Raw genomic sequence first — 23876 nt, forward strand, 5'->3', positions numbered from 1 at the left:
CAACTTCAGCCCACCGAACTCGGCCCGCCAGCGGTAGTACGTCGGCTCGCTCACCCCGATCGCCCGCGCCGCCTCCACCACCGATTTGCCCTGTCCAGTCAGCACCTCGACCTGGCGCAGCCTGGCCACGATTTCCTCGGGCGTGTGTGCCTTCTGCCTGCCCATCCCAAAGTCCCCTCCGCGTCCGCCGAGTACATTACCGGCGGACCGCTTTTACGGGGGCAGGTCAGGAAGACGATGCGGACGCCGCGGCGGGCCGGTACGACGACGCCCCGGATGGCGCGCAAGGCGACCTGCTGCGCGATCACGCGGACGAACTGTGCGAGCGCATCCGGGATACCCCGGCCCGTACCCTCGCCGGCTTCCAGGCCAAGGCTCGCGTTGTGCTGCGGGAGGAGCATGAGGGCTGGGAGAGCGTTATCACGCCCGGCCTGCTGCGCGACCTGCTGCACTCCGATCCCGCCTACCTCCAGAGCCTTGAGGCCCTGGAAGCAGACCGGGCGAGAAGAAACGCGAGAGCCCTGCCGTTCATCAACGCGAAAATAGCGGCCCAGCGCGCCAACGAAACGCGGATTGAAGCCGAGGCTGCAGCCGCTCGCGACGTGGAGCAAAACACGCCCGAATGGCTTGAGCAGCAGGCGGAGCTGATGCGAGCCGGTGTGGCCCGCGTCTTGGCATCGGCGGAGCAGTACGAGGCCAAGGCGGCTGCGCTCCGGGCAGCGAGGGCGGGCGCGTGAGCGCCCCTCTCCCCCGGCGGCCTGCACGGCGTAGCCCGGCCGTGCTGGCGGACCTGTCCTGCCACCGCGCCGGGCGGGCCAGCCATCGGGCCGCGCTGGCGGTAGCACTCGCCCCCAGCCCGCGCGATGCGGCCTATTCCTTCGCCTTCGCGGTGGCTGGGCTGATCGACGCGGCGCCGTCCGAGGATATCCGCCGCACGCTGCGGACGGCCGAGCGCACAGCGGAGCAGCTTGTGTTTCTCCAGCCTGACGCGCCTAGGGCGTAGAGCGGCTAGAATTTCTGCATGGGCACGGATCATACGTGCCCAAGAAGTTACTTTGGCGTTCGGCGCACCATCCGCTTGAGGGCCGCTACCTGCCTGAAGAACTCCTGCCTTGGCTGGGCGGGACTGCCGACCACCGCTGCGCCAACTGGCACGTCCGACATCACGCCCGCCCGTGCACCGATCTTGGCTCCCTTGCCGATATGCAGGTGTCCGGCAATCCCCGCTTGCCCGCCAATTTGGACAAAATCCTCCAGTACGGTCGAGCCCGCGATCCCTACCTGCGCCACCACAACGCAGCACCGACCGAGGCGTACGTTATGCCCGACCTGCACCAGATTATCGAGGCGGGAACCCGCGCCGACCACCGTATCCCTCGTCGAGCCCCGGTCGATGGTGGTGTTGGCACCGACCTCCACATCGTCCTCCAGCACCACCCGCCCGAGGTGTGGGACTGACAGGAACCCAGCCTCGATGGATGCGAAGCTGAAGCCCTCCTGCCCGATGCGTGCACCTGGATAAACGTAAACGCGGGCGCCCAGAATGGCGTGGCTCAGGCTCGCATGTGCCCCAATCCGACACTGGGGACCAAGGACAACCCCCGCTCCCACGGCAACAAAGGAACCAATCCGGCAGCCAGCACCGATCTCTGCTCCTGCTTCGATAACTGAAAATGCTCCGATTTCCGCCGAGGGATCGACACGCGCGTCCTCGGCGATAACTGCCGACGGATGCACGCCTGGGTACAGGGGCAGAGCTGGATGGAACAGCGCAGCGACGCGCGCCCACCCGGCGTACGGCTCCGCTGTGACGATAGGCACCGTTCCTGCCGGCACCCGCGCGAGCATGTCCGGATGGATGATCACTGCCCCAGCGGACGTCTTCTCCAGCGCTGGCGCGTATCGCCGGTTGTCCAGAAAACTTACCTCGGAAGGGCCTGCCATTTGCAGTGGGGCGACACCTGAAAGTGGCAGATCGACCTCCGCCGCGACGCCGCGTGCCGTTTCTGCAACTGTGGCGAGGGAGTGCGGACCACACCGCGTGAAAAAGCGCTTATCCCCGATCACCGTCTCAGGCATTTTAGGGTTCATTAGCTGCTCACCATCAGGCACCAACGCATGCCCCAGTTCTTCTTCGACGTCCACGACAGTCAGAGCGTCCATCGGGACACCGAAGGCCAGGACCTGGCGACCCACCGGGATGCATGCCGCGAGGCCATGGCGCTGCTGCCAGATTTGGCGCGCGATCTTCCTGCCACTGACAGTGGCCGGGATCTCTATGCGGTTGTCAGGGACGAGGCCGGGCGAGAGTTCTTCAGAGCAACACTGTCGCTGGAAGGGGATTGGCTGGACTGACGCGCTGCACCATCCACCCGTGAAAGATCAGAGCTGCGACACTCCCCAGCTAGCTGGGTGGTGCGCGTAGGCGTTCAGTGATGCGCTGGATGAAGCGGTAGCACTCGCAGGATGCGTCCTCCAGGCCGGCCCGGTCCAACACGGTCACTTGGCCCCGTGCGTAGCGGATCAGGCCCGCATTCTGCAGCAAGCCCGCCTGGATGGTGACGCCCGAGCGACGGACCCCGAGCATCTGCGCCATAACCTCGTGCGTGATCGGGAACTCATCGCCTCCGGCACGGTCATGCGCCATCAACAGCCAGCGGGCGAGGCGATGTGGAAGGTCGTGCGCGGCATGGCAGCCCGCAGCGATGGAAACCTGCGCGTAGAAGGCCTGGGCGTAATGCAGGAGTGCCTGCATCAGAGCAGGACTGTCCTGGAGGACCCTGCGCAATGCCGGTGCCGCGACGCGAAGCGCCCGGCCGGGGATTTCACCCGCTGCTTCCAGCGGGGAGATCGGCGTGCCGAAGACCAGGGGGAGCCCTGCCATGCCTTCTGACCCAATGACGCCCGTTTCCACTGCTTCGCCTTCCTGGAGCCGGGCCAGCATGGAAATGACGCCACTCTCAACGAAGTAAGCAGCGCCGACCTCTTCCTCGGCGTGGAGCAGGATCTGATGGATCGCGAAATCAACCGGCTCCAGTGCCGGAGCCAGTAGGGCGAAGTCTGCGGGCGGCAAGGCGGCGAGCAGATGGTTCGCAACATTGCGTTGTTCGAGGGCGGGCATGGACGCAGTATTCGGAAAGGCGCTGCCAAGTCGAGCCCTTGCCTGTGCCGCGGTCGCTCAGCGCTCACTTTTGGACGCCGGCCCCGGCTCGGCAACCCGGCTGGAACAGCCGTATGGGGGTTCTGCGGGACGCGGTGGAGGCGATTGAGGACTGGCGAGTGACGCGCCCCTGGGCACGAGCAGAAGGCGTGGCCCGCGCGGTTCCGTACAATGCCGGGCAAGATCTTCTGCTACAGTCTTCTGTATCGCTCGCTGCGATCTTTCGGCGCGGGTGGCTGAGAGATGCGCGCGCTCCCGCCGGTACCTTTCGCGGGAGCCTTGTGTTGACCCTTTACGATCACCCCACGCCTAAGAACCGCCTCCTCGCAGCCCTGCCGGCCGACAGCTTGGCCCAGCTCTGGCCGCAGTTCACGTCCGTGGACCTCACCTTCCGGCAAGTCCTGCACCTGCCTGAGAAGCCCATCACCACCGTGTACTTCCCGGAAACGGCATGGGTATCCATGATCGCCACGCTGGAGGACGGCGATGGCGCCGAGGTCGGTGTGGTCGGGCACGAGGGTGTGGTTGGGTTGCCGGTCATTCTTGGAAGCGACCACGACGACCTTGAAGCCATGGTGCAGTGCCCCGGCACCGCCCTGAGCATCGACACCCCGGCCATGCAGCAGGCGATGGACGCCGACCCGGTGCTACGGAACCTGCTGCTGCGCTACGCGCTGGTGCATCACGGGCAGGTGGCTCGCACCGCCGCCTGCAACGGCCGCCACTACACCGAGCAGCGCCTCGCGCGCTGGCTGCTGATGGCGCATGACCGGTCGCAAGGGGACGACTTCCCGATGACGCACGAGTTGCTGGCGCTCATGCTGGGTCTGCGGCGGGCGGGCGTGACCGTTGCGGCAGGCACGCTGCAGAAGGCGGGACTGATACGCTACGAGCGAGGCCGCATCACCATCACCGACCGGCCCGGGCTCGAGAACGTCACCTGCGAATGCTACGGCGTGGTGCGGCGGGCGCAGGATAAGTTTCTGGGCTCGTCGGACGGCAGCACGGTCGAGTACCGGCGCTGAGGTAAGGAGGTTCGGCTTGTGGAAGAGTTTGAGACCTGGTCCGCCATCGCCGCTTCGCTAGCCGAGGCGCGGGAGCGGGGTCGGTTCTTAGGGCAGTTCGAGGGCTTACAGGCCTGCGACTGCCCTTACAGCCACTCCCACCTTCGGCAGCGAATGGCTTGGCTCGACGGCTTCTCGCAAGGACGGATCAGCTGCCGTCTTTAGGCATCAGCCGCTACGGCGGCGCGGAACCAGCCGCTGAGGCCGACTAGGTTCCTTGGCCGGGCATGTAGGGATCGCTGCACGATCCATGCAAAAAGGCACGCTAAGCTCCCCGGTGTCTACTGGTGACGGTTCACCGACCCACTTGCAGGGCCGCCTGGACGCGTCGCACGAAGACGTCGAGCTCGAACGGCTTGTCGATCACGTCGGCGCCCGGCGGCAACGACGTCCCTGCGTAGCCGGTGATGAACAGCACGGGCAGCCCCGGGGCGCCCTCACGTGCCGCCTCGGCGAGCTGCCGCCCGTTCATGCCGTTCGGCAGCCCGACATCGGTGACCAACAGGTCCGGGCGAGAGATCCCCAGGATCCGTAGCGCTTCCGGGCCATCACCTGCTTCCAGCACCACGTGGCCGAGGTCGCGCAGCCGCTCGGCTGCCGGGCGGCGCACGGCGTCCTCGTCGTCGACCAGCAGCACCGTCGCTTGCGAGGCGGCGCGAGGTGGGGATGGCTCCTCCGGCACCTCGACTTCCTCCACATGGTCATGCAGCGGCATCAGGAGGCGAACCGTCGTACCCTGTCCTGGCGCGCTCTCGATGCGCACGAGCCCGCCTGACTGCCGCACGAAGCCGTATACCTGGCTCAGCCCCAGCCCGGTGCCCTGACCGATCGGCTTGGTGGTGAAGAACGGGTCGAAGGCACGGTCGATGATTTCGGGTGGCATGCCCGTGCCGGTGTCCGCGACGCGGATCGCCACGAAGTCCCCCCGCGGAGGATCCTCGAGGCGCTTCAGATCCTCCGCCGAAAGCTGCACCACCTCGGTGCCGATCATCAGCCGTCCACCGCTGGGCATGGCATCGCGCGAGTTGATGCACAGGTTCAGCAGCGCGTTCTCCAGTTCGTTGGCGTCACACAGCACACGTCCGATGCCGTCGTGCAGGCGCAGCTCGACCTCGATGCCAGGGCCGACCGTACGGCGGATCAGGTCCGCCATTCCCGCAACCAGCCCGTCCGCGTCGACCGGCTTGCGTTCCAGGTGCTGCCGCCGCGCGAAGGCCAGCAGACGCCGCGTCAGGCCCGCTGCCCGGCCTACCGCCTCCTGCGAGGCTTCAAGGTAGCGTCCCACCTCCCCGGTGCGACCCTGCGCGAGGCGACGGCGCACCATGTCGAGGCTGCCCGTGACGCCCTGGAGCATGTTGTTGAAGTCGTGCGCGATACCGCCCGTGAGCTGGCCCACAGCCTCCATCTTCTGGGCATGGCGCAGGCTTTCCTCGGCCGCCATCAGCTCCGTCGTGCGCGCGGCGACCAGTGTCCCGAGTTCGTCATGGCTGCGCGCCAGAACCTCACGGGCCTGGACCTGGTCCTGGATGTCGGTCGAGGTGCCGATCCACTCGAGAAGGGGTCCACCCTCGTCGTGCACTGGTACGGCGCGGGTCTGGAACCAGAAGTATTGCCCTGAGCCTGCGTGGCGGATGCGGTAGTCAGACTGGAACAGACCTTCCGGTTCTGCCGCGGCCCAGGCATCGCATGCTGCCTGCCGGTCATCAGGGTGCAGCGCGTCCAGCCAGCCCTTGCCTCGGCTGGCCTCGGTTGAGAGGCCGGTGAAGGCGGTCCATTGCGGCCCGGCCCAGGTCCACTCTCCGCCTGGCGCCGCGCGCCAGACCAGTTGCGGCAATGCTTCGATCAAAGCGCGCTGGCGTTGCTCGCTTTCGCGCAACTGCTCCTCGACCCTGCGACGCTCGGTGACGTCCTGGCCGATCTTGAAGAAGCCGCGCAGTTCTCCCCCGTCCCCGCGCAGCGCCCGGTTGCTGCCCTCGATGAACACCCGTCTTCCGCTCTTGCAGGGATGCCAACGCACGTTCGGCGCGACACCCTCCGTGCGGGCCGTCTCGAACTCATCCGCGTCCACGTGGTTGTCCCGGTCCTCGGACGTGAACAGGATGCTGGCGGATTGCCCGACCGCTTCGGTAGCCGTCCACCCAAAAACCGCCTCCGCTCCGGGGAACCAGTCAGTGATCCGGCCTTCCGCATCAGTCACGAAGATCGCGTAGTCACGCGCGGCTTCGACGATGAGACGGAACCGCTCCTCAGCCGTACGTCGCCTGTGGACCTGGTGCAGGCGATCGATGACGGGGCCCAGGATGCTGGCGTAGGTGCGCAGAAACTCGATGTCGTGGCTGCCGAAGTCCCGCGGCTCCCGGCTGTCCACCTGCAGCAGGCCGTAGGCCTGCCCACCGGGCAGAAAGATCGGCACGTTCACCAAGGCCACCACGCCCGCGTCCTTCAGGAACGCGGGCACCTCGAACCGGTCCTCCTTGGAGGTGTCCTGGGTGACCACGGGCTTGCCGGCTTTGATCGAGTAGGTCTCGGAGGACCGGTCGCGCATTTCCAGGCGCAGACTGCCGACGAGCCCGGAGGGCCAGCCGACGCCCGCCCGCAGGAGGATGGACCGGCCACCGTTTTCGATTTCGAGAACCTTGGCGTGCTTTGTCCCGAGCGCCTCGCTGACAAGGCGGCAGGCTTCCGTCAGGACCTCGTCGAGGTCTTGGCTGTGTAGAGTGAAGTCGCCGAAGTCAGCCAGCAATCGCTGCCGCCAGACCATCCGCTCGAGATCAGACATGTCGCTCGCCGACCTTCGATCCGTGCCGGCCTACCAGAGGCCCCGGCTTCTGTCCCGTGTCGAGGCGGCGCAGCAGCTTCTCGCCGTCCGGCCGGAGCCGGCCTTCGGGATCGACGTGACGGTAGAGCGTCTGGCGGGTGATGCCGAGTTCGGCGCAGAGCTCGCCCACCGCCGTCTCCCGCTGGCTCATGGCGGCCTGGGCAAGGCGCAGCTTGGCCCCCGTCATCTTGTAGGGGCGTCCCCCGTGGCGGCCGCGGGCCCGCGCGACGGCGAGGCCGGCCCGGGTTCGCTCGACGATCAGCTCACGCTCGAACTCCGCCAGCGCCCCGAAGACGCCGAACATCAGCCGGCCATTCGGGGTGGTGGTGTCGATGGCCGCCCCCTCGCCGGCGAGGACGCGCAGCCCCACCCCGCGCCCGGTCAGCTCGTGCACGAGGTTGACCAGGTGACGCAGGTCGCGCCCGAGCCGGTCGAGCTTCCAAGTGGCCAGCATGTCGCCTGGGCGCAGGCTCTTCAGGCACGCCTCCAACCCGGGCCGGTCGTCGCGCTTGCCCGAGGCGTGGTCCTCGTACAATCGGACCGGGTCCACCCCGGCAGCGAGCAGGGCGTCGCGCTGCAGGTCCAGCACTTGGCTGCCGTCCGCCTTGCTCACACGCATGTAGCCGATCAGCACGGCGATCCTCCGCTCCACAGACGGCCGAATAAGTGACAAAATCAGGCGTTGCTCTCCGGCATGTCCAGATTGTCACATTGACGGTCACTCGATCTGCTTGGCACGAACTCTTTCGCAGCAAGATTGCGTGACGCCCCGCCACCGCCGCGGCTTCCTGGAGCCAGCGCCATATCCCGCCGCGCCGTCCGTTTGCAGTCGGAGGCTAGCTTGCTAAGGGTTTGACGTTCCAACTCACGCAGGGGATGTGCCGTCGTGCCTGTCAGACCAAAAAGACCAAAACGCAGCCTGAAGACCGCCCGCAAGCGCCTCCGGATTAAACGTAGACAGGCCAACAAGGGCTAACACTACAGTTGCTCTAACCCGCCGGGGCGATAAGCCCCTTAGGGATGCGTAACTGTAGCGCTAGGAGCCGACTAGGTTCCATGGCTGGGAACCTAGTCATGCACGGGCAACACCCCGCCGTGAGCAAGCATCCTAGGCGCCAAGCACGAGGCGGATGCACTCGCCCGCCAGACGGGGCCGATCAAGCCACCCTAGATCAAGCGGGAACCTCTCACTTCCATAGCCGACGAGGTTCCCGCGCCGGCCAGGTAGTCATCGACGGGTAACGCTAGCCACGCAGAATGGCCGAGAGGGCCCGAAGGCTGGACGCCGCCCGAGAGGTGGCCTCAACCTAAGCGGGTCGAGGGGGAAACGGACACACTCACAGCATGATCAACCAACCTATCGCGCTCCTGCGCCACAGGGCTGAACTGATCACCCAGGCAGGCCGGCTTGGCGGCCCGTCCTACCGCTATCGCGGCTCTACGATCGACGCCACTGACGCGGCCGACCTAAGGCTCGTGAGGTGGTTCCTGAAGTCCCCAGGGCACCCTTGCGACGGGCAGGCCTTTGCCTCGCAGGAGGAGTGCACACGGACAGTGAACTACTGGTTGGACCAGGATTAACTGACGCTGCCACCGCTCTCCCACGCGAGGAGTGAGGCCGAAGCTGGCTGCCGCACGTTCCTAACAACGCCGTGAGGGACAGGCGATCTCAACCTCTCATTAACCTTTGAGGCCCAGAACTTAAGGCCTTCCTACCTGTCCATGAGGGGCGGGCGTTAACTCCGGGGAGGCACAAAATGTGCGCTCATACTCAGATGCCCGTCGACATTGCCTCTCTCAGCCTGATCCGGGCGCTGCACAGCCTGACCGAGAACGATGCCGTGTCTCTCTCCCTGGGCCTGCGTGACCTGCCCGGCGCCTGGTCGGTCGAGCAGCACGAGGGCTACGACGGCGATCTGGTAGTGTTGCTGGTCCAGGAATGGGCGGCCGACGAGGCGCTTGACCAGCCCCCATGAGGTGATCCGGGCAAGGTTTTAGTGGAGCATAGCCGTAGAGGGCGGGGCTGAACTGGCCGGAGCAGGGTTGTCGGGCGGAACTGGCTGGCCAGGCATGACGACCTCCGGGGCTGGCGGTCGGTAGCCGAGAGCAGAGTGCGGGCGGACGGTGTTGTAGTGCACACGCCATTGCTCGATCAGGACCTTGGCCTCGGCCAGCGTGTTGAACGCTTCGGCGTTGAGCAGCTCATCGCGGAGCTTGCCGTTGAAGCTCTCGACGTAGCCGTTCTCCCAGGGACTGCCGGGCTCAATGAACGCCGACCTGGCCCTGACGCCGCGGATCCAGTCCCTCACGGCGGTGGCCGCAAACTCGGGCCCGTTGTCGGAGCGGATGTGGCCAGGGGTGCCGCGCAGAATGAACAGGTCCGACAACACGTCGATGACGTCCGTCGAGCCCAGCTTGCGGCCCACCCGAATGGCCAGGCACTCGCGGGTATACTCGTCCACGACATTGAGCATGCGGAACCTGCGCCCATCCCGGGTGCGGTCCTCCACGAAGTCGTACGCCCAGACGTGGTTCGCCCTCTCGGGCCGCAGCCGCACGCACGACCCGTCGTTCAGCCATAGCCGCCCGCGTTTGGGCTGCCGCAGCGGCACCTTCAGCCCTTCTGCCCGCCAGATCCGTTCGACACGCTTGTGGTTGCAGGCCCAGCCCTGGGTCCGCAGCAAGGCAGTGATCCGCCGGTAGCCGTAGCGGCCATAGCGTTTGGCCAACTCGACGATGTCCGCCCTCAGCGCCGCCTCGTCGTTCCGGCCCCGTAGTGCCTTGCGCTGCGTCGATCGCTGCTGTCCCAGCACCGCACACGCCCGGCGCTCGGATACGCCCAGCCGCTGCCTCACGTGCCCCACCGCCGCCCGGCGGCGCGCGGGGCTCAGTATTTTCCCGACGCCGCTTCCTTCAGGATCACCTTATCCAGGGTCAGGTCCGAGACCGCCCGGCGCAGCCGCGCGTTCTCCCGCTCCAGCTCCTTCAGCCGCTTCACCTGATCCAACTTCAGCCCACCGAACTCGGCCCGCCAGCGGTAGTACGTCGGCTCGCTCACCCCGATCGCCCGCACCGCCTCCGCCACCGATTTGCCTTGCCCGGTTAGCACCTCGACCTGGCGCAGCCTGGCTACGATTTCCTCGGGCGTGTGTGCCTTCTGCCTGCCCATCCAGATCTCCCCTCCGCGTCCACCGGGTACATTACCGGCGGACCGCTTCTACGGGGGCAGGTCAGTAGCATTAAGAGGTATTACCTACCAATTTTTTCCGTTTGTTATCTAGGTTTTTGACTTCCGCGCGGTTGCCCTGATGTTGCTGTTGCTGCCGCAGAACTCGGGCGCTTGCAGCGCCAGCAGCCAGCGTCACTCGTCTGTCAACTGCTGCCATCCACGGAACAGCGCGCGCAGGGCTTGCACTTGGCGCCGCGCCTCGCCCCGACGCTTCGCGCCCGCGATCATCTCGGCACTGCGCTTCCCGTGCTTCCACGTCGCGCGCCGCGACCGCGCCAGCCCTTCCTCGGTTCGCGGCCCGGTGCTGGCGCCGCCGTGCATCCGGCATCGACCGTTAAGCATGGCAGGACCGGCACAGGCCAGCCCGCGCCGGGTCCTCGCGCCGCATCGGGGAGCCTGGCGAGCCGCAAGAATACCGGCGCAGCACTCAGGCGCTTGGGGTTGGTCGCTCATCTCGTTTTCGGCGCCCCCTTCTTCCCGCTGCCCCGCCCCGGCACCACCGGCCCCACCACGGCCTGCCCGCCTTCCTCAACCGTGGTCACGTACTGCACAACCACGCGTTGCTCGCCGCCGTTCCTCAGCCGCTCCAGCGTCAGCAGGGACCGGTTGAACGTGTCCATCAGCCGCGCCGCGGCACCGACCATCCGGGCGGCTTCCTGGCTCCGGTGCGGGTGGCGGTGGCCGCTGTTGCGGTACGCCTGTAGTTCCTCCTGGCCATCGGCAACCAGCGTCATCGCCAGCGAGTGAGCCGCCGCCATCTGGTGCGCCAGCATCCGCTCTAAGCTGTTCTCCGCCTGGATCGTCTCGGCAGCATCAACCGCAGTCGTCAACACACCGGCCCGCTCCGCCAGGTGCAGGCGCTCCAAGCTGGCGTCGGCTGCGAGCATGTCAGGCCGCTCGCGCACGGTATCCACGAGAGCGCGCCGCTTCGTCAGGTTCTTGGCAGTTGCCGCGACCATTTCACCGCCGCGACCAGGCTCTAGCGGCGTGGTGGTGTGCATGAATGGTTCCAGCGCCGCGGCGCCATGCTGTTCCCACCGCTCAGCGTCCTGATCCTCGTACTTCGCCACCAATGGATCTCCGAACTCCTCCCGCTGCTTCGCCGCCAGGGCACGGCTGCGCTTGGCCCTCGCCAAGAGCCGCACCCCATCGGCAGCAGAGCGGTGCGGAGGCAGGGGCAGAACTGACGGCTGGGGCGCTTCGGACTTGTCTGTCATGCTGGCGCCTCGCTACCTGTAATGCCCTGTAGGTTCGGTGCCTCGCGCGCCTGCACGTACATCGAACGAAACTCCTGCCCTGGCGGCGCTCCACCCTCTCGCGTGCGAGCGTACATGCCCGAAACCCCCTTGCGCTCGGCGGCGCTGCCGAACCGGAGCCCGTCGAGAGGCGATCCGATCCGGCACATCGGCCGCATCCCCATGACGGAGGGGTGCAGGTATCCGCCCAGATCGTCGGCGGCCTCGTTTGATTTCCTATGATTGTTTTCAAAGGGCGGAGGCCCGCACTCGCCCGCATTACTGCGGGGCGGCGATCCATTCAGAGCCCCTGCAGGCAATGGATCCGGCCCCTCATTGATCCCGCCTGTTCCCAATGGCCCCGCCCAGACAGGTTCCGGGGCGCTGACCGGCTCCACCACCCCCGCCGGAGGCGCCTCGGGCGTTGGTGGGCGGTTTCCGGGGCCGGGCGGGGTCGGTTCGGGCGGCGGGTCTAGGTCCAACCGCACCAACGGTCCCAAACGGTCCTCCAACCAGCCCCGCAGCTCGTCTTTCGGAACCGCAGCCGGGTCGAAGTGGACCCGCGCTGGCCGCTGCCTCTCCCCGGCACGCTGGTAGGTAGCCGTGACCAGTGGGGGACATTCCCCCTTTGATAGATACTCTATGGGGTTTGTCCCCCACTGGCCTCGCTGGGCAGCCTTCTTGGCGGCGTCCGGGCTCGGCCAGAAGTTCGGATAGCAGCGGTGGGCATCGGTCGGGCTTTCCAGCGCCACGCCTCCCTGGGACAGCATCAGGTCGGCTGCAGCCGGGGCCAGGTCCTCCCAGGTCACGGCCTCGTCTACGGGCAGAGGCAAGGGGCGGTCGGTCAGGATCAGCACCTCCAGGGGGTTCGCTGCAGTGCGGTTCACGCCGCGGCCACGGCCGATGATCTGGATCAGCTCGCCCTCGCAGATCTGCCAGCGGATAGCCTCGGCTGTCGGATCGGGGTGGCAGTCAGCCTCGGCCGAGACGGAGGAGCCGTCCGCCAGCTCGATCGCGGCGTCCCGACGGTCGTAGCGGAAGCCGGCAGCCCGCTTGGCCACGGCGGCCCCGGTCAGGGCTTCCGCCATGCGCTCCACCGAGCTGGTACGGGGCTGCGTCCGCCCGACCACGGTCAGCAGGCTTACCCCCTCCCGGTCAGGGCCAGGCCCCCACTGATCGCGGCCGGCAACGGCGTTGTGGTGCGCGAGCTCCACGTTGCCGGGGATGGGGCCGCATTCCTCCCAGTAGGTCCGCACCGCCTTCTGCGCGACCACCAGCACCCGGCCGCCAGAGCTACGGGCCTCGCGCCACACCGCAGCGCGCAGCTTCTCGCTGTTCTTGAGCCGGCGGTCTCGGTCGTCAGGATCATACTCGTCCGGCACCAGCGCCGACTTCGCCCAGTCCTTCCCGACCTGTTGCCGGATCCGCATGTGCGGCGTCAGCACGGCGATCTCCGCCACCACCTCCAGCTGCTGCCAGTAGGGGCGCACCAGCGTGGGGTTCAGCAGGGCGTCGAGGTGCAGGCTGGGGACCTGCCAGCCCTTCCGCACCTCCCGACGCCCACGCAGCCGGATCAGGCGCTGCCGGCCGTCCTCGGTGTTCTCCGTCACCACCTCGGCCCAGCCGCTCGCCTCGGGGCCGTCCTCGCGCATCAGCGCCTCAACCGCACCGAAGAGGCGGGACAGGCGGATCATGGTGCGGTTGCCGGCAGCGCCACCCATCGCTTCCCGCCGCTGCTGCGGCGTCATGCCGGGCTGCATCTCGGCCTTGACCAGCCAGTCCAGCGCCAGGGCCCGGCCGTCCCGCCCCGTCTCGGCCGTCACGTCCGCAGCCAGCATGTCGGCGCGGCGTACAGGCCCGTCTGGCGCCGCCTGCAGCGCCGCTCCGATGCGCCGCAGGGTGTCGCGGAGGCGCTGAGCGTTCAGGCCGCCCAGGCTGCCCAGTGAGGCGATGTCGCTGGCCAGGGTGTCCAACGTCACGTCCATCGGCGGGCCGTTGACGCCCTCCAATCCGTCCTGCCAGGCGGCCTCGTCCACCACCAGCAGCGCCAGCTTGCCCATGGCTGCGGGCTTGCTGTTGAACAGCAGCTCGTGCGGCGCGAGCCAGAGGTCGGCTCGCTGCTTCTTCTGCCGCTGGTAGCCGCACTCCTCGAAGAAGGGGCACACCGCGCCGGTCTTGCTGTTGCGGCAAGCGGTCTGTTCCACGGGAGCCCATACGGCTTTCGCGTCGCGAACCGCGTCGAGATCCCGGCACATCTTCTCGCCCGGCGCGTCGGGATCGTCGGCCTCACGGCCGCGCCATACTGCTGCTCGCAGCTCGGCGGATCGTGCGGCGGGCAACGCCTCGAAAGCGCGGGCCTGTTCCTCCCCCAGCTGGTGGGTCGGCACGGCAAAAGCGATGTTGCGATCGTCTCCGGCGCTTCGCAGCTCCGCCAGGTAGTCGGCCGCCTCGCGGCGTGCGGCTTCGCTCTTGCCCACGCCGACATCCACCTTGATGCCGTGCGCGATCGGCGGCGCGGGATCGTCCTGCAGATCCGGGTCGTAGTCGCGCGCCAGGCGGAAGAAGCGCTTCACGGCCTCGCCGAGCCGGTGCCGGGCCAGTGGGGCAGGCTGTGGTTTCCCGCTGGGGCCAGGATTGCCGCGAGGCGAGAGCGCTGCCTTGATCCGGGCCGCGACTGCCTCCGGACCCTCACGCCGGATCAGGTCGTTGAAGTCGGATTTGTCGTAGCGTCTCGGGTTCCAAGGCGTCGCCACGGCCACGTCGCGGGCTTCGCTACGCCACCGCGACACTGCTTTGCGCAGCTGCTTGGCGGCCGGCGCATCCTTGGGATCGTCATCGGCGCAGGCCACGACCTTGCGGAGCGAGGGCGGCTGGATCTTGCCCACGCTGCCCAGCGCCACCCACGTTTCACGCCCGGTTGCAGCCCACACGCTGAGGCTGGTTTCCGGCCCCTCCGCCAGCAGCAGCGCGCTTCGGTCGCCGGGGAGGCGCACGACAGCGCCTTCCTGGGGACCGAAGCTCTGCTTGGTCGGGCGGCCTTCCTCTTCCCGCTTCGTGCCCTCGGCCGTGAGGTGGACAAGCTGCACCGCCTGGACGTCGCCGGCCTCGGCCGTAGCGGCCAGGATCAGGGCACACCGGCCGGGGTGGAACCGCACTGCTGAGGCAGGCCAACCCGCATCTGGACGGGGAATGCGTCGCGTCTCGGTCAGGTAGCGATCGGCCACCGTGCCAGCGATCGGTACCGCATCCCGCCAGAGCCGTTCTGCGACGCCCCGGCGAACTGCATCCTCTGCCTCCGCAGCGGCCTGCTTCGCCCGATCCTGCGGCTTCGCCTTGCGCTCGTGCGGCGCCCACTCGGGCGCCTCGCCCATCCCCAGGAAGCCGCGCGCCCAGGCTACCGTGGCCGAGAAGTCGCCGCTTCGCTCGCGCCGGATCAGGGCCAGCATGTCGCCGCCCTGGCCGCTCTCGTGGTCATGCCAGAGGCCACGCTTGGCCCCCGACACGGACACCGCCATGGAGCCCTTGCGGCCCCACCGCCATTCGCTGCCCGACTTGCTGGACGGCTTGCCCAGCAGGTCGACACAGAGCTGCTGCACGCTGGCCCGAAGGCCCTCGCGGATCAGATCCAGATCGTTGTTGGGGGCGTCTCTCAACCGCGCCCCGCTTCCATCGTCTGCTTTGCTGCTACGGCTGCGGCGATGTTCGCAAAGGCTAGCAGCACGGGGCGGCGGTTCGTGCTGGCGCTGCTGGGCGTCACCAGCAAGCCTGCACGGGGCTCACCCGCATCGGATCCGGGGAGCAGCTGCAGCTTGATCGTGGCGGGGGCGATCACGCAGCACCCGCCTGGCGCAGCTTCGCCGTGATGGCGTCGAGGGTGGTACGCTGCTTAGTGCTGAGGCCGCGCCGCTGCCCCGCGATGCTGTTGCAGAAGGCCGCTTCCCACGGCGTCAGCAGATGCGCGCTCATCAGCGCTCGGCGGGCCGCAGCAACGTGGTCAGGGGCACCGCCCGGGTAAGCGTAGGAGTAGGCGCTGGGGTTGGGCTGCGGCCGGGACTGCGGGATCGGCGTGGGCGTCGTGGCGCGCTCCACCAGCTCGGCCCAGCTCCACCCGCAGGAGGTCAGCAGCCGCGATGCCTGCCAAGCAGCGGCAGCGCGTTCCCCGTCCTGGTCGGACGCCAGTAGCCCAGCAACCTTCGCCAGTTTGTCGGCGGTCCGGGGATCCATGAGGGCACTCATGCCTGGATCCTCCGAACTTCGGCGTGGCAAGCCATGGCATCGGCCAGGGTGGCGAAGGCCAGCAGCGCAACGCCATTCCGTCCCAGCGTCGCGGCGGCCAGTTCATGCCCGTGATCGTCAGGCCAGGACACATCGGCGTCGTGGGTCAGAATGGTCGACACCTCGCCCGGCCGCACCAGCGACGCGGTGACAGGCTCCACCGGCGGGCGGGCCAGGATCACAACGTAGGGAAAGCCGCCGACGAGGCCGGTCGGGATAATGTTCAGCCGGGCTGCAGTGTCGGCCGGGAACTTGGTACGAATGGTCAATGTCGCCTCCCCTCGCGGGGCAGCGGCCAAATCCCTTGGAACTGCGAAGGGCTCGCGCTATCTTCGGGCCGGCGAAGTTCAGTCCCGTAGTAGCGTACCCACAGCCCGTTTCCCGATCCGCATCGGGGGCGGGCTGTTTCGCGTTCTAGGGACTAGGCCGCCGCCGCCTGGTTGGAGAGCGGGGCCACCCGGCGCGCCCGGGACGGCTTCGGAACAGCCGGCGCCAACCCGAGGGCGACAGCGAGCGCGTCGAGCTTCGCCTTCTCTTCCCGGATGAACAGCCGCCCGCCGATCCGTTCGGCGAGGGTCGGGTTGCCGACGATGGCCTGCCACAGCAGGCGGTAGCGCGCCTTGGCCTCGGCTACGGGGTCGCCATCACGTCCGACATGATGGAGGACCGCCGAGCTGGCGGCCCTCAGTGGGAGCAGGCCCCTAAGGGCGGGGGAACTCGGCATGATGCAGGGCATCCTTTCCGATCACGGAGGGGTGCCGCACGTCTGCGAAGGAATAGGGTTGATGCTTAATCCCTACTTCCCTAATTTCCGGGCTGGTGACTGCCCCGGTCGCGTTGGCGCGCGGCTGGATTGTACGAGTACGCGCCCCGGACCCTGGCAGGTCTGGGGCGTTCTCGTGTTGGGGGGTGCCCAAGGCTTCGGCGTTGGCGTTCGCCTCCGCCTGAGGCAGTAGTCCGCCTGTGCTGGCCGGGTTCTTGGCCAGCAGTTCGGCGGCAGCGTAAATGATGGTGAGCGGCAGCTGGGTGGTATGCCGCCGCCAGAGAGGCGCCTGCGGCTGAGCGTCCATCAGAGTAAGCAAAGCGTTCTTGTATTCGCTTGGCCGCTCGAAGACCAAGGTCGTGTACTTGGTTCCCATGTAGAACGTCACGTCGACCCGCGGCGGGCTCATCGTCATCGTGATGAGATCGCCCCTAGCAAGCTTCCGGTCCTCTTCCCGCTCGCTCGGGTCCATATCAACCAGGCGCTGCATCTGACTTTGAAGGAAGCGCTCCCAGGTCAGATCCCGTTCCGGGTCCTGTGGGTTCTTCTCGAAATCCCGCTGGTACGAGGGGACGAAAGTCGGCTTGTCCCAAATCTCGCCCTGGAACGAGCGAGTGTGCAGCAAGGGGCAAAGCGTCCGTACCGCTTCAGGAGCAGCGTTGGGCTGATCCCCAGCAAGCCCTGTGATGAAGTTGGAGAAATCGGGGTAGTCCCAATGGACCACTGCCTTACCGCCACCCTTTCCGCTGATCTTCGACAGCCCGGCCGGGCGCAGGTACCGAACGACGCCGAGCATGTAGCCATAGTCGAGACCCTGCTCAGTCAGCTCCTTCAGCACGACAGGCCCAGACGGCATGGGACGGCTCCACCTTCGGAAGTGGGTGTACCATCTGCGGAGCGCGGGAGCAAGGAAGTTATGAAAGAGGCCCCGATGTTGTCTTCCGGGCCGAGGGCGATTGAAAGGCACCTAGCGGCCCAAGCTGTGGGCAGGGCGAAGGCTAGCCTGTTCTCGGCCGGAATGGACACCCCTGTTCCCGCATTCCCTCCGCCACTCCCTGCTTACCATTATAGCTCATGGTAATGGCAATTACCGGGAACTATGCTGTGCAGCAGCCCCAGGGACCGCGCCAGCATGTCCGACCAGCTTCCCGCCGCCGTTCCAGGTACCCTCCCCGCCCTCCAAGCCGACCTCGCGGAGCGCCTTGCCCACAGCGCGCACCACGCCCGCGGCACCATGGCGGCTGAGACAGTGCGGGCCTGGGAACGTGGCCGGGCCGCCTTCTTCCGTTGGTGCGAGGACCGCGAACGCTGCGCGCTGCCAGCCGAACCCGAAGTGGTGGCCGACTATGTGGACACCCTGGCGCTCAAGGGCGTGAAGGCCGCCACGATCCGGCAGGCGGTATGGGCGATCACTGTCACGCACCGGATGGCCCGCTATCCCGATCCCGCGAAGGGCGAGGAAGTGCGCCTTGCCCTCAAGCGCATGGCCCGGCAGCTCGGCACCCGCCAGCGCCAGGCGGCACCGCTGGGCGGGCGTGAGCTAGAGCGCATCCTAGCCACCGCCGGCCGGACCCTGCCGGCCCTCCGTAATGTCGCCCTCGTCCTCACCATGTCGGACCTGCTGGCCCGCCGATCGGAAGCCGTGGCCCTCGCCATGGAGGACGTGCAGCACGCGCCGGATGGCAGTGCCACCGCCCTTATCCGCCGCAGCAAGACCGACCAGGAGGGCGCGGGTGCGGTTCTGTGGCTGTCCCCTCGCACCGTCACGGCGCTGCGCCAGTGGACGCAGGCGGCCGGGATCACGGAAGGGGCGATCTTCCGGGCGGTGAACAAGGCCGGGCGTGTCGGGGAGCCTTTAACCGGCGGCGACGTGCCACGCATCCTCAAGCGGCTGGCGGAAGGAGCTGGCCTAGATCCTTCCGACGTGTCCGGGCATTCCTGCCGCGTCGGCACGGCGCAGGACATGGTAGCGGCCGGCGAGGACACGGCCGGCATCATGCAGGCCGGGCGGTGGAAGTCGCCCACCATGCCGGCGAGGTACGGCGAAAGGCTGGCAGCTGGGCGAGGTGCGGTGGCACGGCTGTACGAGCGGAACCGGCGATAACTGGCGCGGCGGACGAGACCGGGCTCTAGCCGTAAATGACTATCCTCCCGCACAAGGAACCTAGTCGGCTCCGACGCCTTTCGATGACGCGGCAGCGCGCTCCCGTGCGCGCGAAGCTGGCCTAGCTCATCCCAAAGTGTGTTGTGATCACTGCCCTGGCCTGTGCTGTTGACCCCCTATCTCCGGGGTGTTGGTTGCTTATGCGAGACTGTATCACATTCGTTAGTCATGTGCTGAATGAGCCAGTCCGGGCCGTGTTCGAACGTCTGCGCCGCGAAGCACCACCAATGATGGATGTTGCGTTTCTGCTCAGCAACGATGAACCGCCGCCCTGCGAAGCTGGGATGAGTTCGCAGGAACTCGTGCACGTGACGCTCAGTGACCTGTTCCGCTTAGGTTACCCGGAAAAATGCCGTGCTGCAGACTGGGAGATGGCGGGCAACCTCGATCTCGTGTTCCTCGAGTTCGCGCGCCGTCGTCCCTATTACGACCGCTACTGGTTTGTCGAATACGACGTCCACTGGGAGGGAAACTGGAGCGTCTTCTTTGAACGCTTCCGGCGGACGGGCGCTGACCTTCTCGCCACAACGATCCTGCCAATCGACGAGGTGCCTCACAAGCGGGCGGTTCTGTCCTACCCAAGACTGGTGATGCCGGCAGCACTGAACTGGACGTCCGCAAACCTGCTGAAGGGCTTTCTGCCCATCTGCCGGCTCAGCCGACGAGCGCTCCAAGCTCTGCACGATGCCTATCAGGCGGGTCTGGGCGGCCATTATGAAATCACGGTGCCGAGCATCGCTGCCCAAACCGGGATGCGTGTGGAGGACATCGGCGGCAACGGCCCTTATGTCCGGCCGGAAAACCGCAACCGTTTCTACTTCGCGCAGGCCGGAACCTACTCCCATTCTCCCGGCACATTTGTGTTCCGACCGGCTCAGAAGGTTCTGCCTTATCAGAACACGCTTTGGCATCCCGTGAAGCCGGCGGGAGTATCGCTGTGGCATCCTTTGCTGTTGACAGGGAGCCCACTGAAAACACTCATCGAACGCGCAAAGCCGTTGGTCTCGCACTGCATCACCCGCCTGTGGTTTGCCACTGTCTGGCGTCCTCTTCGAGACCAGGATACTGGGCAGAAAAGGCCTGCACGAAGCAGGAAGGCTTTCAAAGCCGGCACGAAGAGAGGCCTGTCTCGCCTACGCTGGGCAGGCCCTCGCGCCGCATCTCGCAAGAGACGACGTGGTACTCGTCCATAAGATGGCGACTGGCACGCAGCTCCTCAGCGCTCACCTGTGCGACAGCGGGTCGAAGGCCCCAGTGGCTAGTGCATCTGCTCCATGCTTGGTGGCCGGGATGCTTGGTCACGGCGGCGCGCTGCCCATGCGTGACTAGGTTCCCGGTGGCGGAACCTAGTCGGCTCCGGCTCTGGCGCCGGCTAGTCCTGGTCCAGCCAGTAATTCACGGTTCGCCTGCACTCCTCCTGCGAGGCGAAAGCGTGCCCGTCGCAGGGGTGCCCCGGAGACTTCAGGAACCACTTCACGAGTTGTGGGTCGGCGGCATCGGTCGCGTCGAGAGTAGAGCCGCGATAGCGGTAGGACGGGCCGCCGAGCCGTGCAGTCTGGGCGATCAGTTCGGCCTTATGGAGCACGAGCGGGATAGGTTGGCTGATCATGCGAGAGTGTGTCCGTTTCCCCCTTTATCCCGCTTAGGTTGAACCTGCCCCTTGAGCGGCGTCCAGTCCCCAGACCGCCTTCCTCCCGAACCGAACATGGCGATACCGTTTCGAACCGTGAACGCTAGAGGCAAGGTGGGACGTGAAGGTTGTTGCCGAGAACTCCGAGGCCGAGTTGGAGGCTCGGCGAAAGCAAGAGGCCACCGACCGAGCACGCGAGCAGGTTGTCCGAGCTCTCCGTGAGTTGGCCGCCAACCTGCTGCGCGTCATCCGTGGAGCCGGGAAGCCTTGGACCCTGGGCCAGGATGCGGCTGAGGTCGTGATCGCGATCGAGGCTTACCAAGAGATCGCCGGCCCGACCCTGTTCGCTGATGACATAGCCGCGGCGCTGCGGATCCAGGAGCATTATCGTCATCTGCCTAGCCTCTCTTCGAGAGAAGCCGAGCGCCTCGACGCCGAGGAACAAGTCGTTCGCGGTGCCCTGCAGGTTGTTGCCTCAAAACTCCTGGGCCAACGCACTCAGGAGGCGGCAGGCGACGACGAGATGCATAGAGGCATCCGAGAGTTTGGGGAGATCCGCGCTGAAGCTAAGCGCGAGCATCTGGTCGCTATGAGAGCTCTGAAAGCTCCGAAGGCCCGATCCAAGGCGAGGGCTCGGCCTTCCACCAAAAAGCCGGGCTAATGCTCGCAAATGCTCCTTGCGCCCGCCCTGCTTGATCTGGACAGCCGAAGGGTAGCAACCGGAGCCCTGCCCTATGTCCACTGCCCTCTGCATGTTCGCGTTGCACCCGAACGTCGCCCGCCTGGACGCCCCCGAGTGGCTTGGGAGCATCGCTCGTGAGGTAGTGCGGGTGCTGGCTACTGACCCCGAACAGGCGCGCCGGATCACATGGCGTGCGCTGTGGAAGGCGACCGAGGAGCGCGGTCTAATACCCGGCGCACGAAATGCTGACTCATTCGTGTGAGGCATAGGGCGGAGTGTTGTGATTCGGTGCTCTCTGAGGTGGAGGAGAGCACGGGATGGGTGCGGCGGTAGCGGTCCGCAGCGACATGGAGGCGGGGGAGCTCCGGCGGTTGGCCCGGCGCGAGCGGGATGGGCGGGTCTCGGGTCGGCTGATCGCGCTGGCGAACGTGCTGGACGGCATGAGCCGCGAGGCGGCGGCCCGGGCTGCGGGGATGGACCGGCAGACGCTCAGGGATTGGGTGATCCGCTTCAACGCGGACGGCGTGGCGGGCCTGCGTGATCACCCCCGCTCGGGACGGCCAACGCGCATGAGCGAGGGGCAGCAGGCGGCCTTCAAGGCGGTCGTGCTGCGCGGGCCCAATCGCGAGCGGGACGGCGTGTCGTCCTGGCGCATCGTGGACCTGTGCCGGGTGGCGGAGGAGCGCTTCGGCGTGAGCTACCGCAAGAGCGGCATGCTGCGGCTGGTGAAGTCGCTCGACCTGAGCTGGCAAAAGACCCGGCCCAGCCATCCGAAGGCGGATCCGGCCGCGAGGGAGCGGTTCAAAAAGGGGGCCTCGACGCAGCCCTGAAGGAGATCGCCCGTGCCCACCCCGACGCCGAGGTCCAACTCTGGTGCCAAGACGAGGCCCGCGTGGGCCAGAAAGGCCGCGGTGCCCGCGTCTGGTACGAGCGCGGCCTTCGCCCGCGCGGCACGGTCGATCAGCGACACGCGTCCGCCTGGATCTTCGGCGCTGTCCGACCGGGTACCGACCAAGCCTTTGCTCTCGTGCTCACCGAGGTCGGCACCGCGGCCATGCAGGTCTTCCTCGACCGCTTCAGCGCCACCCTGCCCAAGCGGGCACAGGCCGCCCTGCTGCTGGACGGCGCGGGCTGGCACATCGCAGGCCGCCTCGCCGTGCCGGCCAACATCAGCCTCATCTTCCTGCCGCCCTACGCGCCCGAGCTGAACCCGGTCGAGCGCGTCTGGCTGTACCTGCGCGAGCGCTTCCTCTCGCTCCGCCTCTTCCCAGGCCTCGATGCCATCGTCCACGGCTGTTGCGACGCTTGGAACCAACTCACCGCAGAGACGGGCCGCATCGCTTCCCTGACCAACTACCCATACCTGCGGTCAGTCAGAACTTCATGAGCCGGGTATAACCTGCCCCTGGCTGGTACCTGAGCTGGTGGATGTGATGCCGCTACCTGATCTGTCGCCTGTCGGTGCCACGCTGGGCGAAGCGTGGTGGGACGGGATGCGCTGGGACGGGCAGAACTGGCGGTACGATCCTGCCGCGTACCCGCCCGTCAAGGCGCGCTAGGTCAAGCGGAACCGCCACAGCTCGGCAAGGCCGTTGCGCTCCGCGGCGTGTGTTGCCTACGTAGCTACGCACGTAGGTAGGTGCGCTGATGTTCACCACGTCCAATCCCATCGCCCAGGCCATAGACGAGGCGGTGTGCTGCGTCCGGTGCGGCTCACCCGGCCTCGGCCGCTGCGGCTGCTGGATCCACCTGCGGTGCCCCCGCTGCGACACGGGCAGGTACGTGGAGCGGCAGCCCTTCGACCCCGCCCAGGCGCGCGAACTGTTGTTCCCTTGCGGCCGGCACCAGATGCCTGATGACGTGGTGGACTACCGCGACGGGCTGGGGCGACCGGTCGCGATCTAGTCTACGCAGCTGCGTACTTACGCACGCGCCTACTCGGGCGGCAGGAAGGCCAGCAGCGCCGCCACCATCACCTGCTGATGGGTCGGAGCCTTCCCGGTCGCGTCCTCTTCCTCCCGGCAGTACCGCCGCAGCCGCCGGTAGGTCGCCGCGTCCAGCTTCACGGTTAGAGCCTTCGGCGCTCCGCCGTCCTGCCCAGCCGGAACTGCCACCGAGGCGGGCGCGATGGCCGGGGAAGGGGTGGCCTGGGCGTGCGGCACAGCCTGCGCCGCCGTCGCCTTCGGCACTACCAGGGCGCCCAGATCACCGCGGGGTTTTGCCACGCTTCCCTCCCGTCCCGGCCGGCTTGCCGCCCATCATCTGCTCTACGTACGCACGTAGCTGCGTACCCTCTTCCGCTGCCTTCGTGCTGGGGAACTCCACGGCCGCCTTGCCCTCGATCGCGGCGGCCGGGAAGTCTGCCCGGAACCCCACCGTCACCGGAGCCAGCCGGCCCAGCGCGGCGAGCTGCCGGACAGCGCCCATCGTGAGGCGGGAGCGCGTCGGGGCCTGCGCCAGCACGAACGCCCAGGCAGGATGCCCAGCAAGGCTGGCCGCAATCGGCGCCGCTGCCAGCAGGTCATCCGGGGAAGGGCGCACCGGCACCAGCACGGCCGACGCCTGCGGGATCAGCGCAGGCAGGAAGGCGGGCGTCGCCGGCGGGGTATCTACCACCAGCACGTCAATGCCCGCTGCCTCAGCGCCGGCCAGGTCGGGCGTACCGCCCTTGCCGTCCAACAACACCGGCTCGGCGGCCTCGCGCCTCCCGTACCACCCCGTTGTGGTGCCCTGGGGATCTAGGTCCACCAGCCCCACCCGCTGCCCGGCCAGGGTGAAGGCAACCGCTAGTTCGCGCGCCAGCGTAGACTTGCCGGAACCACCCTTCGGGGTGTGCAGCAGGATCACCCGCACGGA

The 23876-nt window shown here is 67.3% G+C and carries 27 protein-coding genes; 11 read left to right on the top strand and 16 right to left on the bottom strand.

Features of this window, described 5'->3' with window-relative positions; translation table 11 throughout:
* The coding region (locus tag ACLIBK_RS21305) for a transposase (RefSeq protein WP_415389371.1) at positions 1-165 on the bottom strand (165 nt) is incomplete at its 3' end.
* Here ACLIBK_RS21305 and ACLIBK_RS21310 point away from each other — a divergent pair.
* Together ACLIBK_RS21310 and ACLIBK_RS21315 are read left to right on the top strand one after the other, a co-directional pair.
* Positions 147-737 (top strand): hypothetical protein, encoded by a 591-nt coding sequence (locus tag ACLIBK_RS21310; RefSeq protein ID WP_415389321.1) that lies wholly within the window; start codon positions 147-149, stop codon positions 735-737. The genes ACLIBK_RS21305 and ACLIBK_RS21310 overlap by 19 nt on opposite strands.
* Positions 734-1003, top strand: a complete 270-nt coding sequence (locus tag ACLIBK_RS21315) for a hypothetical protein (RefSeq protein ID WP_415389322.1) — start codon at positions 734-736, stop codon at positions 1001-1003. Before ACLIBK_RS21310 ends, ACLIBK_RS21315 begins: the two co-directional genes overlap by 4 nt.
* Positions 1004-1050: 47 nt before the next feature.
* Here the strand turns inward: ACLIBK_RS21315 and lpxD are convergent, their stop codons facing one another.
* Positions 1051-2079, bottom strand: a complete 1029-nt coding sequence (lpxD, locus tag ACLIBK_RS21320; RefSeq protein WP_415389323.1) for a UDP-3-O-(3-hydroxymyristoyl)glucosamine N-acyltransferase — start codon at positions 2077-2079, stop codon at positions 1051-1053.
* A gap of 39 nt (positions 2080-2118) precedes the next feature.
* Here lpxD and ACLIBK_RS21325 point away from each other — a divergent pair, with 39 nt between their 5' ends.
* The gene (locus tag ACLIBK_RS21325; RefSeq protein ID WP_415389324.1) at positions 2119-2355 is read left to right on the top strand and encodes a DUF6894 family protein; all 237 of its coding nucleotides are present in this window, start codon (positions 2119-2121) and stop codon (positions 2353-2355) included.
* Between the two features lie 49 nt (positions 2356-2404).
* On the opposite strand, the gene ACLIBK_RS21330 is transcribed toward ACLIBK_RS21325, so the two are convergent.
* Positions 2405-3121, bottom strand: coding sequence for a Crp/Fnr family transcriptional regulator (locus ACLIBK_RS21330; protein WP_415389325.1), 717 nt, complete (start codon positions 3119-3121; stop codon positions 2405-2407).
* Positions 3122-3444: 323 nt separating this feature from the next.
* Between ACLIBK_RS21330 and ACLIBK_RS21335 the strand changes: the two genes are divergently transcribed.
* Complete coding sequence (locus tag ACLIBK_RS21335; protein ID WP_415389326.1) at positions 3445-4185, top strand: Crp/Fnr family transcriptional regulator; 741 nt, start codon at positions 3445-3447, stop codon at positions 4183-4185.
* A gap of 334 nt (positions 4186-4519) precedes the next feature.
* Here the strand turns inward: ACLIBK_RS21335 and ACLIBK_RS21340 are convergent, their stop codons facing one another.
* Together ACLIBK_RS21340 and ACLIBK_RS21345 are read right to left on the bottom strand one after the other, a co-directional pair.
* Entirely contained in the window at positions 4520-7003 is a 2484-nt protein-coding gene (locus ACLIBK_RS21340) for a PAS domain S-box protein (RefSeq protein ID WP_415389327.1), read from the bottom strand.
* Complete coding sequence (locus tag ACLIBK_RS21345) at positions 6996-7676, bottom strand: recombinase family protein (RefSeq protein ID WP_415389372.1); 681 nt, start codon at positions 7674-7676, stop codon at positions 6996-6998. Before ACLIBK_RS21345 ends, ACLIBK_RS21340 begins: the two co-directional genes overlap by 8 nt.
* 1141 nt (positions 7677-8817) lie before the next feature.
* Here ACLIBK_RS21345 and ACLIBK_RS21350 point away from each other — a divergent pair.
* Positions 8818-9018, top strand: coding sequence for a hypothetical protein (locus ACLIBK_RS21350; RefSeq protein ID WP_415389328.1), 201 nt, complete (start codon positions 8818-8820; stop codon positions 9016-9018).
* A gap of 18 nt (positions 9019-9036) precedes the next feature.
* Here the strand turns inward: ACLIBK_RS21350 and ACLIBK_RS21355 are convergent.
* From ACLIBK_RS21355 to ACLIBK_RS21390, 8 genes are all read right to left on the bottom strand, one after another.
* A protein-coding gene (locus tag ACLIBK_RS21355) for an IS3 family transposase (RefSeq protein ID WP_415389329.1) occupies positions 9037-10211 on the bottom strand; the annotation gives its coding sequence in 2 pieces (ribosomal slippage) (positions 9037-9944 and positions 9944-10211; 1176 coding nt in all).
* A gap of 192 nt (positions 10212-10403) precedes the next feature.
* On the bottom strand, positions 10404-10724 hold the full coding sequence (locus ACLIBK_RS21360) for an HGGxSTG domain-containing protein (RefSeq protein ID WP_415389330.1): 321 nt from the start codon (positions 10722-10724) through the stop codon (positions 10404-10406).
* Positions 10721-11341 (bottom strand): hypothetical protein, encoded by a 621-nt coding sequence (locus tag ACLIBK_RS21365; protein WP_415389331.1) that lies wholly within the window; start codon positions 11339-11341, stop codon positions 10721-10723. Before ACLIBK_RS21365 ends, ACLIBK_RS21360 begins: the two co-directional genes overlap by 4 nt.
* 143 nt (positions 11342-11484) lie before the next feature.
* Positions 11485-15159: a toprim domain-containing protein gene (locus ACLIBK_RS21370; protein ID WP_415389332.1), complete on the bottom strand. Its 3675-nt coding sequence runs from the start codon at positions 15157-15159 to the stop codon at positions 11485-11487.
* A 175-nt stretch (positions 15160-15334) separates the two neighbouring features.
* Entirely contained in the window at positions 15335-15742 is a 408-nt protein-coding gene (locus tag ACLIBK_RS21375) for a hypothetical protein (protein ID WP_415389333.1), read from the bottom strand.
* Positions 15739-16050 carry a hypothetical protein gene (locus ACLIBK_RS21380; RefSeq protein ID WP_415389334.1) on the bottom strand — a complete coding sequence of 104 codons (312 nt, stop codon included), beginning with the start codon at positions 16048-16050 and terminating at the stop codon, positions 15739-15741. Before ACLIBK_RS21380 ends, ACLIBK_RS21375 begins: the two co-directional genes overlap by 4 nt.
* Before the next feature lie 152 nt (positions 16051-16202).
* The gene (locus ACLIBK_RS21385; RefSeq protein ID WP_415389335.1) at positions 16203-16505 is read right to left on the bottom strand and encodes a hypothetical protein; all 303 of its coding nucleotides are present in this window, start codon (positions 16503-16505) and stop codon (positions 16203-16205) included.
* Positions 16483-17382 (bottom strand): hypothetical protein, encoded by a 900-nt coding sequence (locus ACLIBK_RS21390; protein ID WP_415389336.1) that lies wholly within the window; start codon positions 17380-17382, stop codon positions 16483-16485. The genes ACLIBK_RS21385 and ACLIBK_RS21390 overlap by 23 nt, the downstream gene beginning before the upstream one ends.
* A gap of 294 nt (positions 17383-17676) precedes the next feature.
* Between ACLIBK_RS21390 and ACLIBK_RS21395 the strand changes: the two genes are divergently transcribed.
* Both ACLIBK_RS21395 and ACLIBK_RS21400 read left to right on the top strand, forming a co-directional pair.
* Positions 17677-18648 carry a tyrosine-type recombinase/integrase gene (locus ACLIBK_RS21395; protein ID WP_415389337.1) on the top strand — a complete coding sequence of 324 codons (972 nt, stop codon included), beginning with the start codon at positions 17677-17679 and terminating at the stop codon, positions 18646-18648.
* Positions 18649-18902: 254 nt separating this feature from the next.
* Entirely contained in the window at positions 18903-19901 is a 999-nt protein-coding gene (locus tag ACLIBK_RS21400) for a hypothetical protein (protein ID WP_415389338.1), read from the top strand.
* A 179-nt stretch (positions 19902-20080) separates the two neighbouring features.
* Here the strand turns inward: ACLIBK_RS21400 and ACLIBK_RS21405 are convergent, their stop codons facing one another.
* Positions 20081-20317 (bottom strand): hypothetical protein, encoded by a 237-nt coding sequence (locus ACLIBK_RS21405; protein ID WP_415389339.1) that lies wholly within the window; start codon positions 20315-20317, stop codon positions 20081-20083.
* 142 nt (positions 20318-20459) lie between these two features.
* On the opposite strand from ACLIBK_RS21405, the gene ACLIBK_RS21410 reads away from it, so the two are divergent.
* The 4 genes from ACLIBK_RS21410 (at position 20460) to ACLIBK_RS21425 (ending at position 22925) form a co-directional block, all read left to right on the top strand.
* Positions 20460-20999 (top strand): hypothetical protein, encoded by a 540-nt coding sequence (locus ACLIBK_RS21410; protein WP_415389340.1) that lies wholly within the window; start codon positions 20460-20462, stop codon positions 20997-20999.
* 338 nt (positions 21000-21337) lie between these two features.
* A protein-coding gene (locus ACLIBK_RS21415; RefSeq protein ID WP_415389341.1) for an IS630 family transposase occupies positions 21338-22407 on the top strand; the annotation gives its coding sequence in 2 pieces (ribosomal slippage) (positions 21338-21844 and positions 21847-22407; 1068 coding nt in all).
* 46 nt (positions 22408-22453) lie between these two features.
* Positions 22454-22579: a hypothetical protein gene (locus ACLIBK_RS21420; RefSeq protein WP_415389342.1), complete on the top strand. Its 126-nt coding sequence runs from the start codon at positions 22454-22456 to the stop codon at positions 22577-22579.
* Between the two features lie 88 nt (positions 22580-22667).
* Complete coding sequence (locus ACLIBK_RS21425) at positions 22668-22925, top strand: hypothetical protein (RefSeq protein WP_415389343.1); 258 nt, start codon at positions 22668-22670, stop codon at positions 22923-22925.
* Between the two features lie 29 nt (positions 22926-22954).
* On the opposite strand, the gene ACLIBK_RS21430 is transcribed toward ACLIBK_RS21425, so the two are convergent.
* Positions 22955-23245 (bottom strand): hypothetical protein, encoded by a 291-nt coding sequence (locus ACLIBK_RS21430; RefSeq protein ID WP_415389344.1) that lies wholly within the window; start codon positions 23243-23245, stop codon positions 22955-22957.
* Positions 23226-23867 carry an AAA family ATPase gene (locus ACLIBK_RS21435; RefSeq protein ID WP_415389345.1) on the bottom strand — a complete coding sequence of 214 codons (642 nt, stop codon included), beginning with the start codon at positions 23865-23867 and terminating at the stop codon, positions 23226-23228. The genes ACLIBK_RS21430 and ACLIBK_RS21435 overlap by 20 nt, the downstream gene beginning before the upstream one ends.
* Between the last annotated feature and the right edge of the window lie 9 nt (positions 23868-23876).

This window comes from Roseomonas sp. BN140053, from assembly GCF_047690175.1.
GTDB lineage: Bacteria > Pseudomonadota > Alphaproteobacteria > Acetobacterales > Acetobacteraceae > Roseomonas.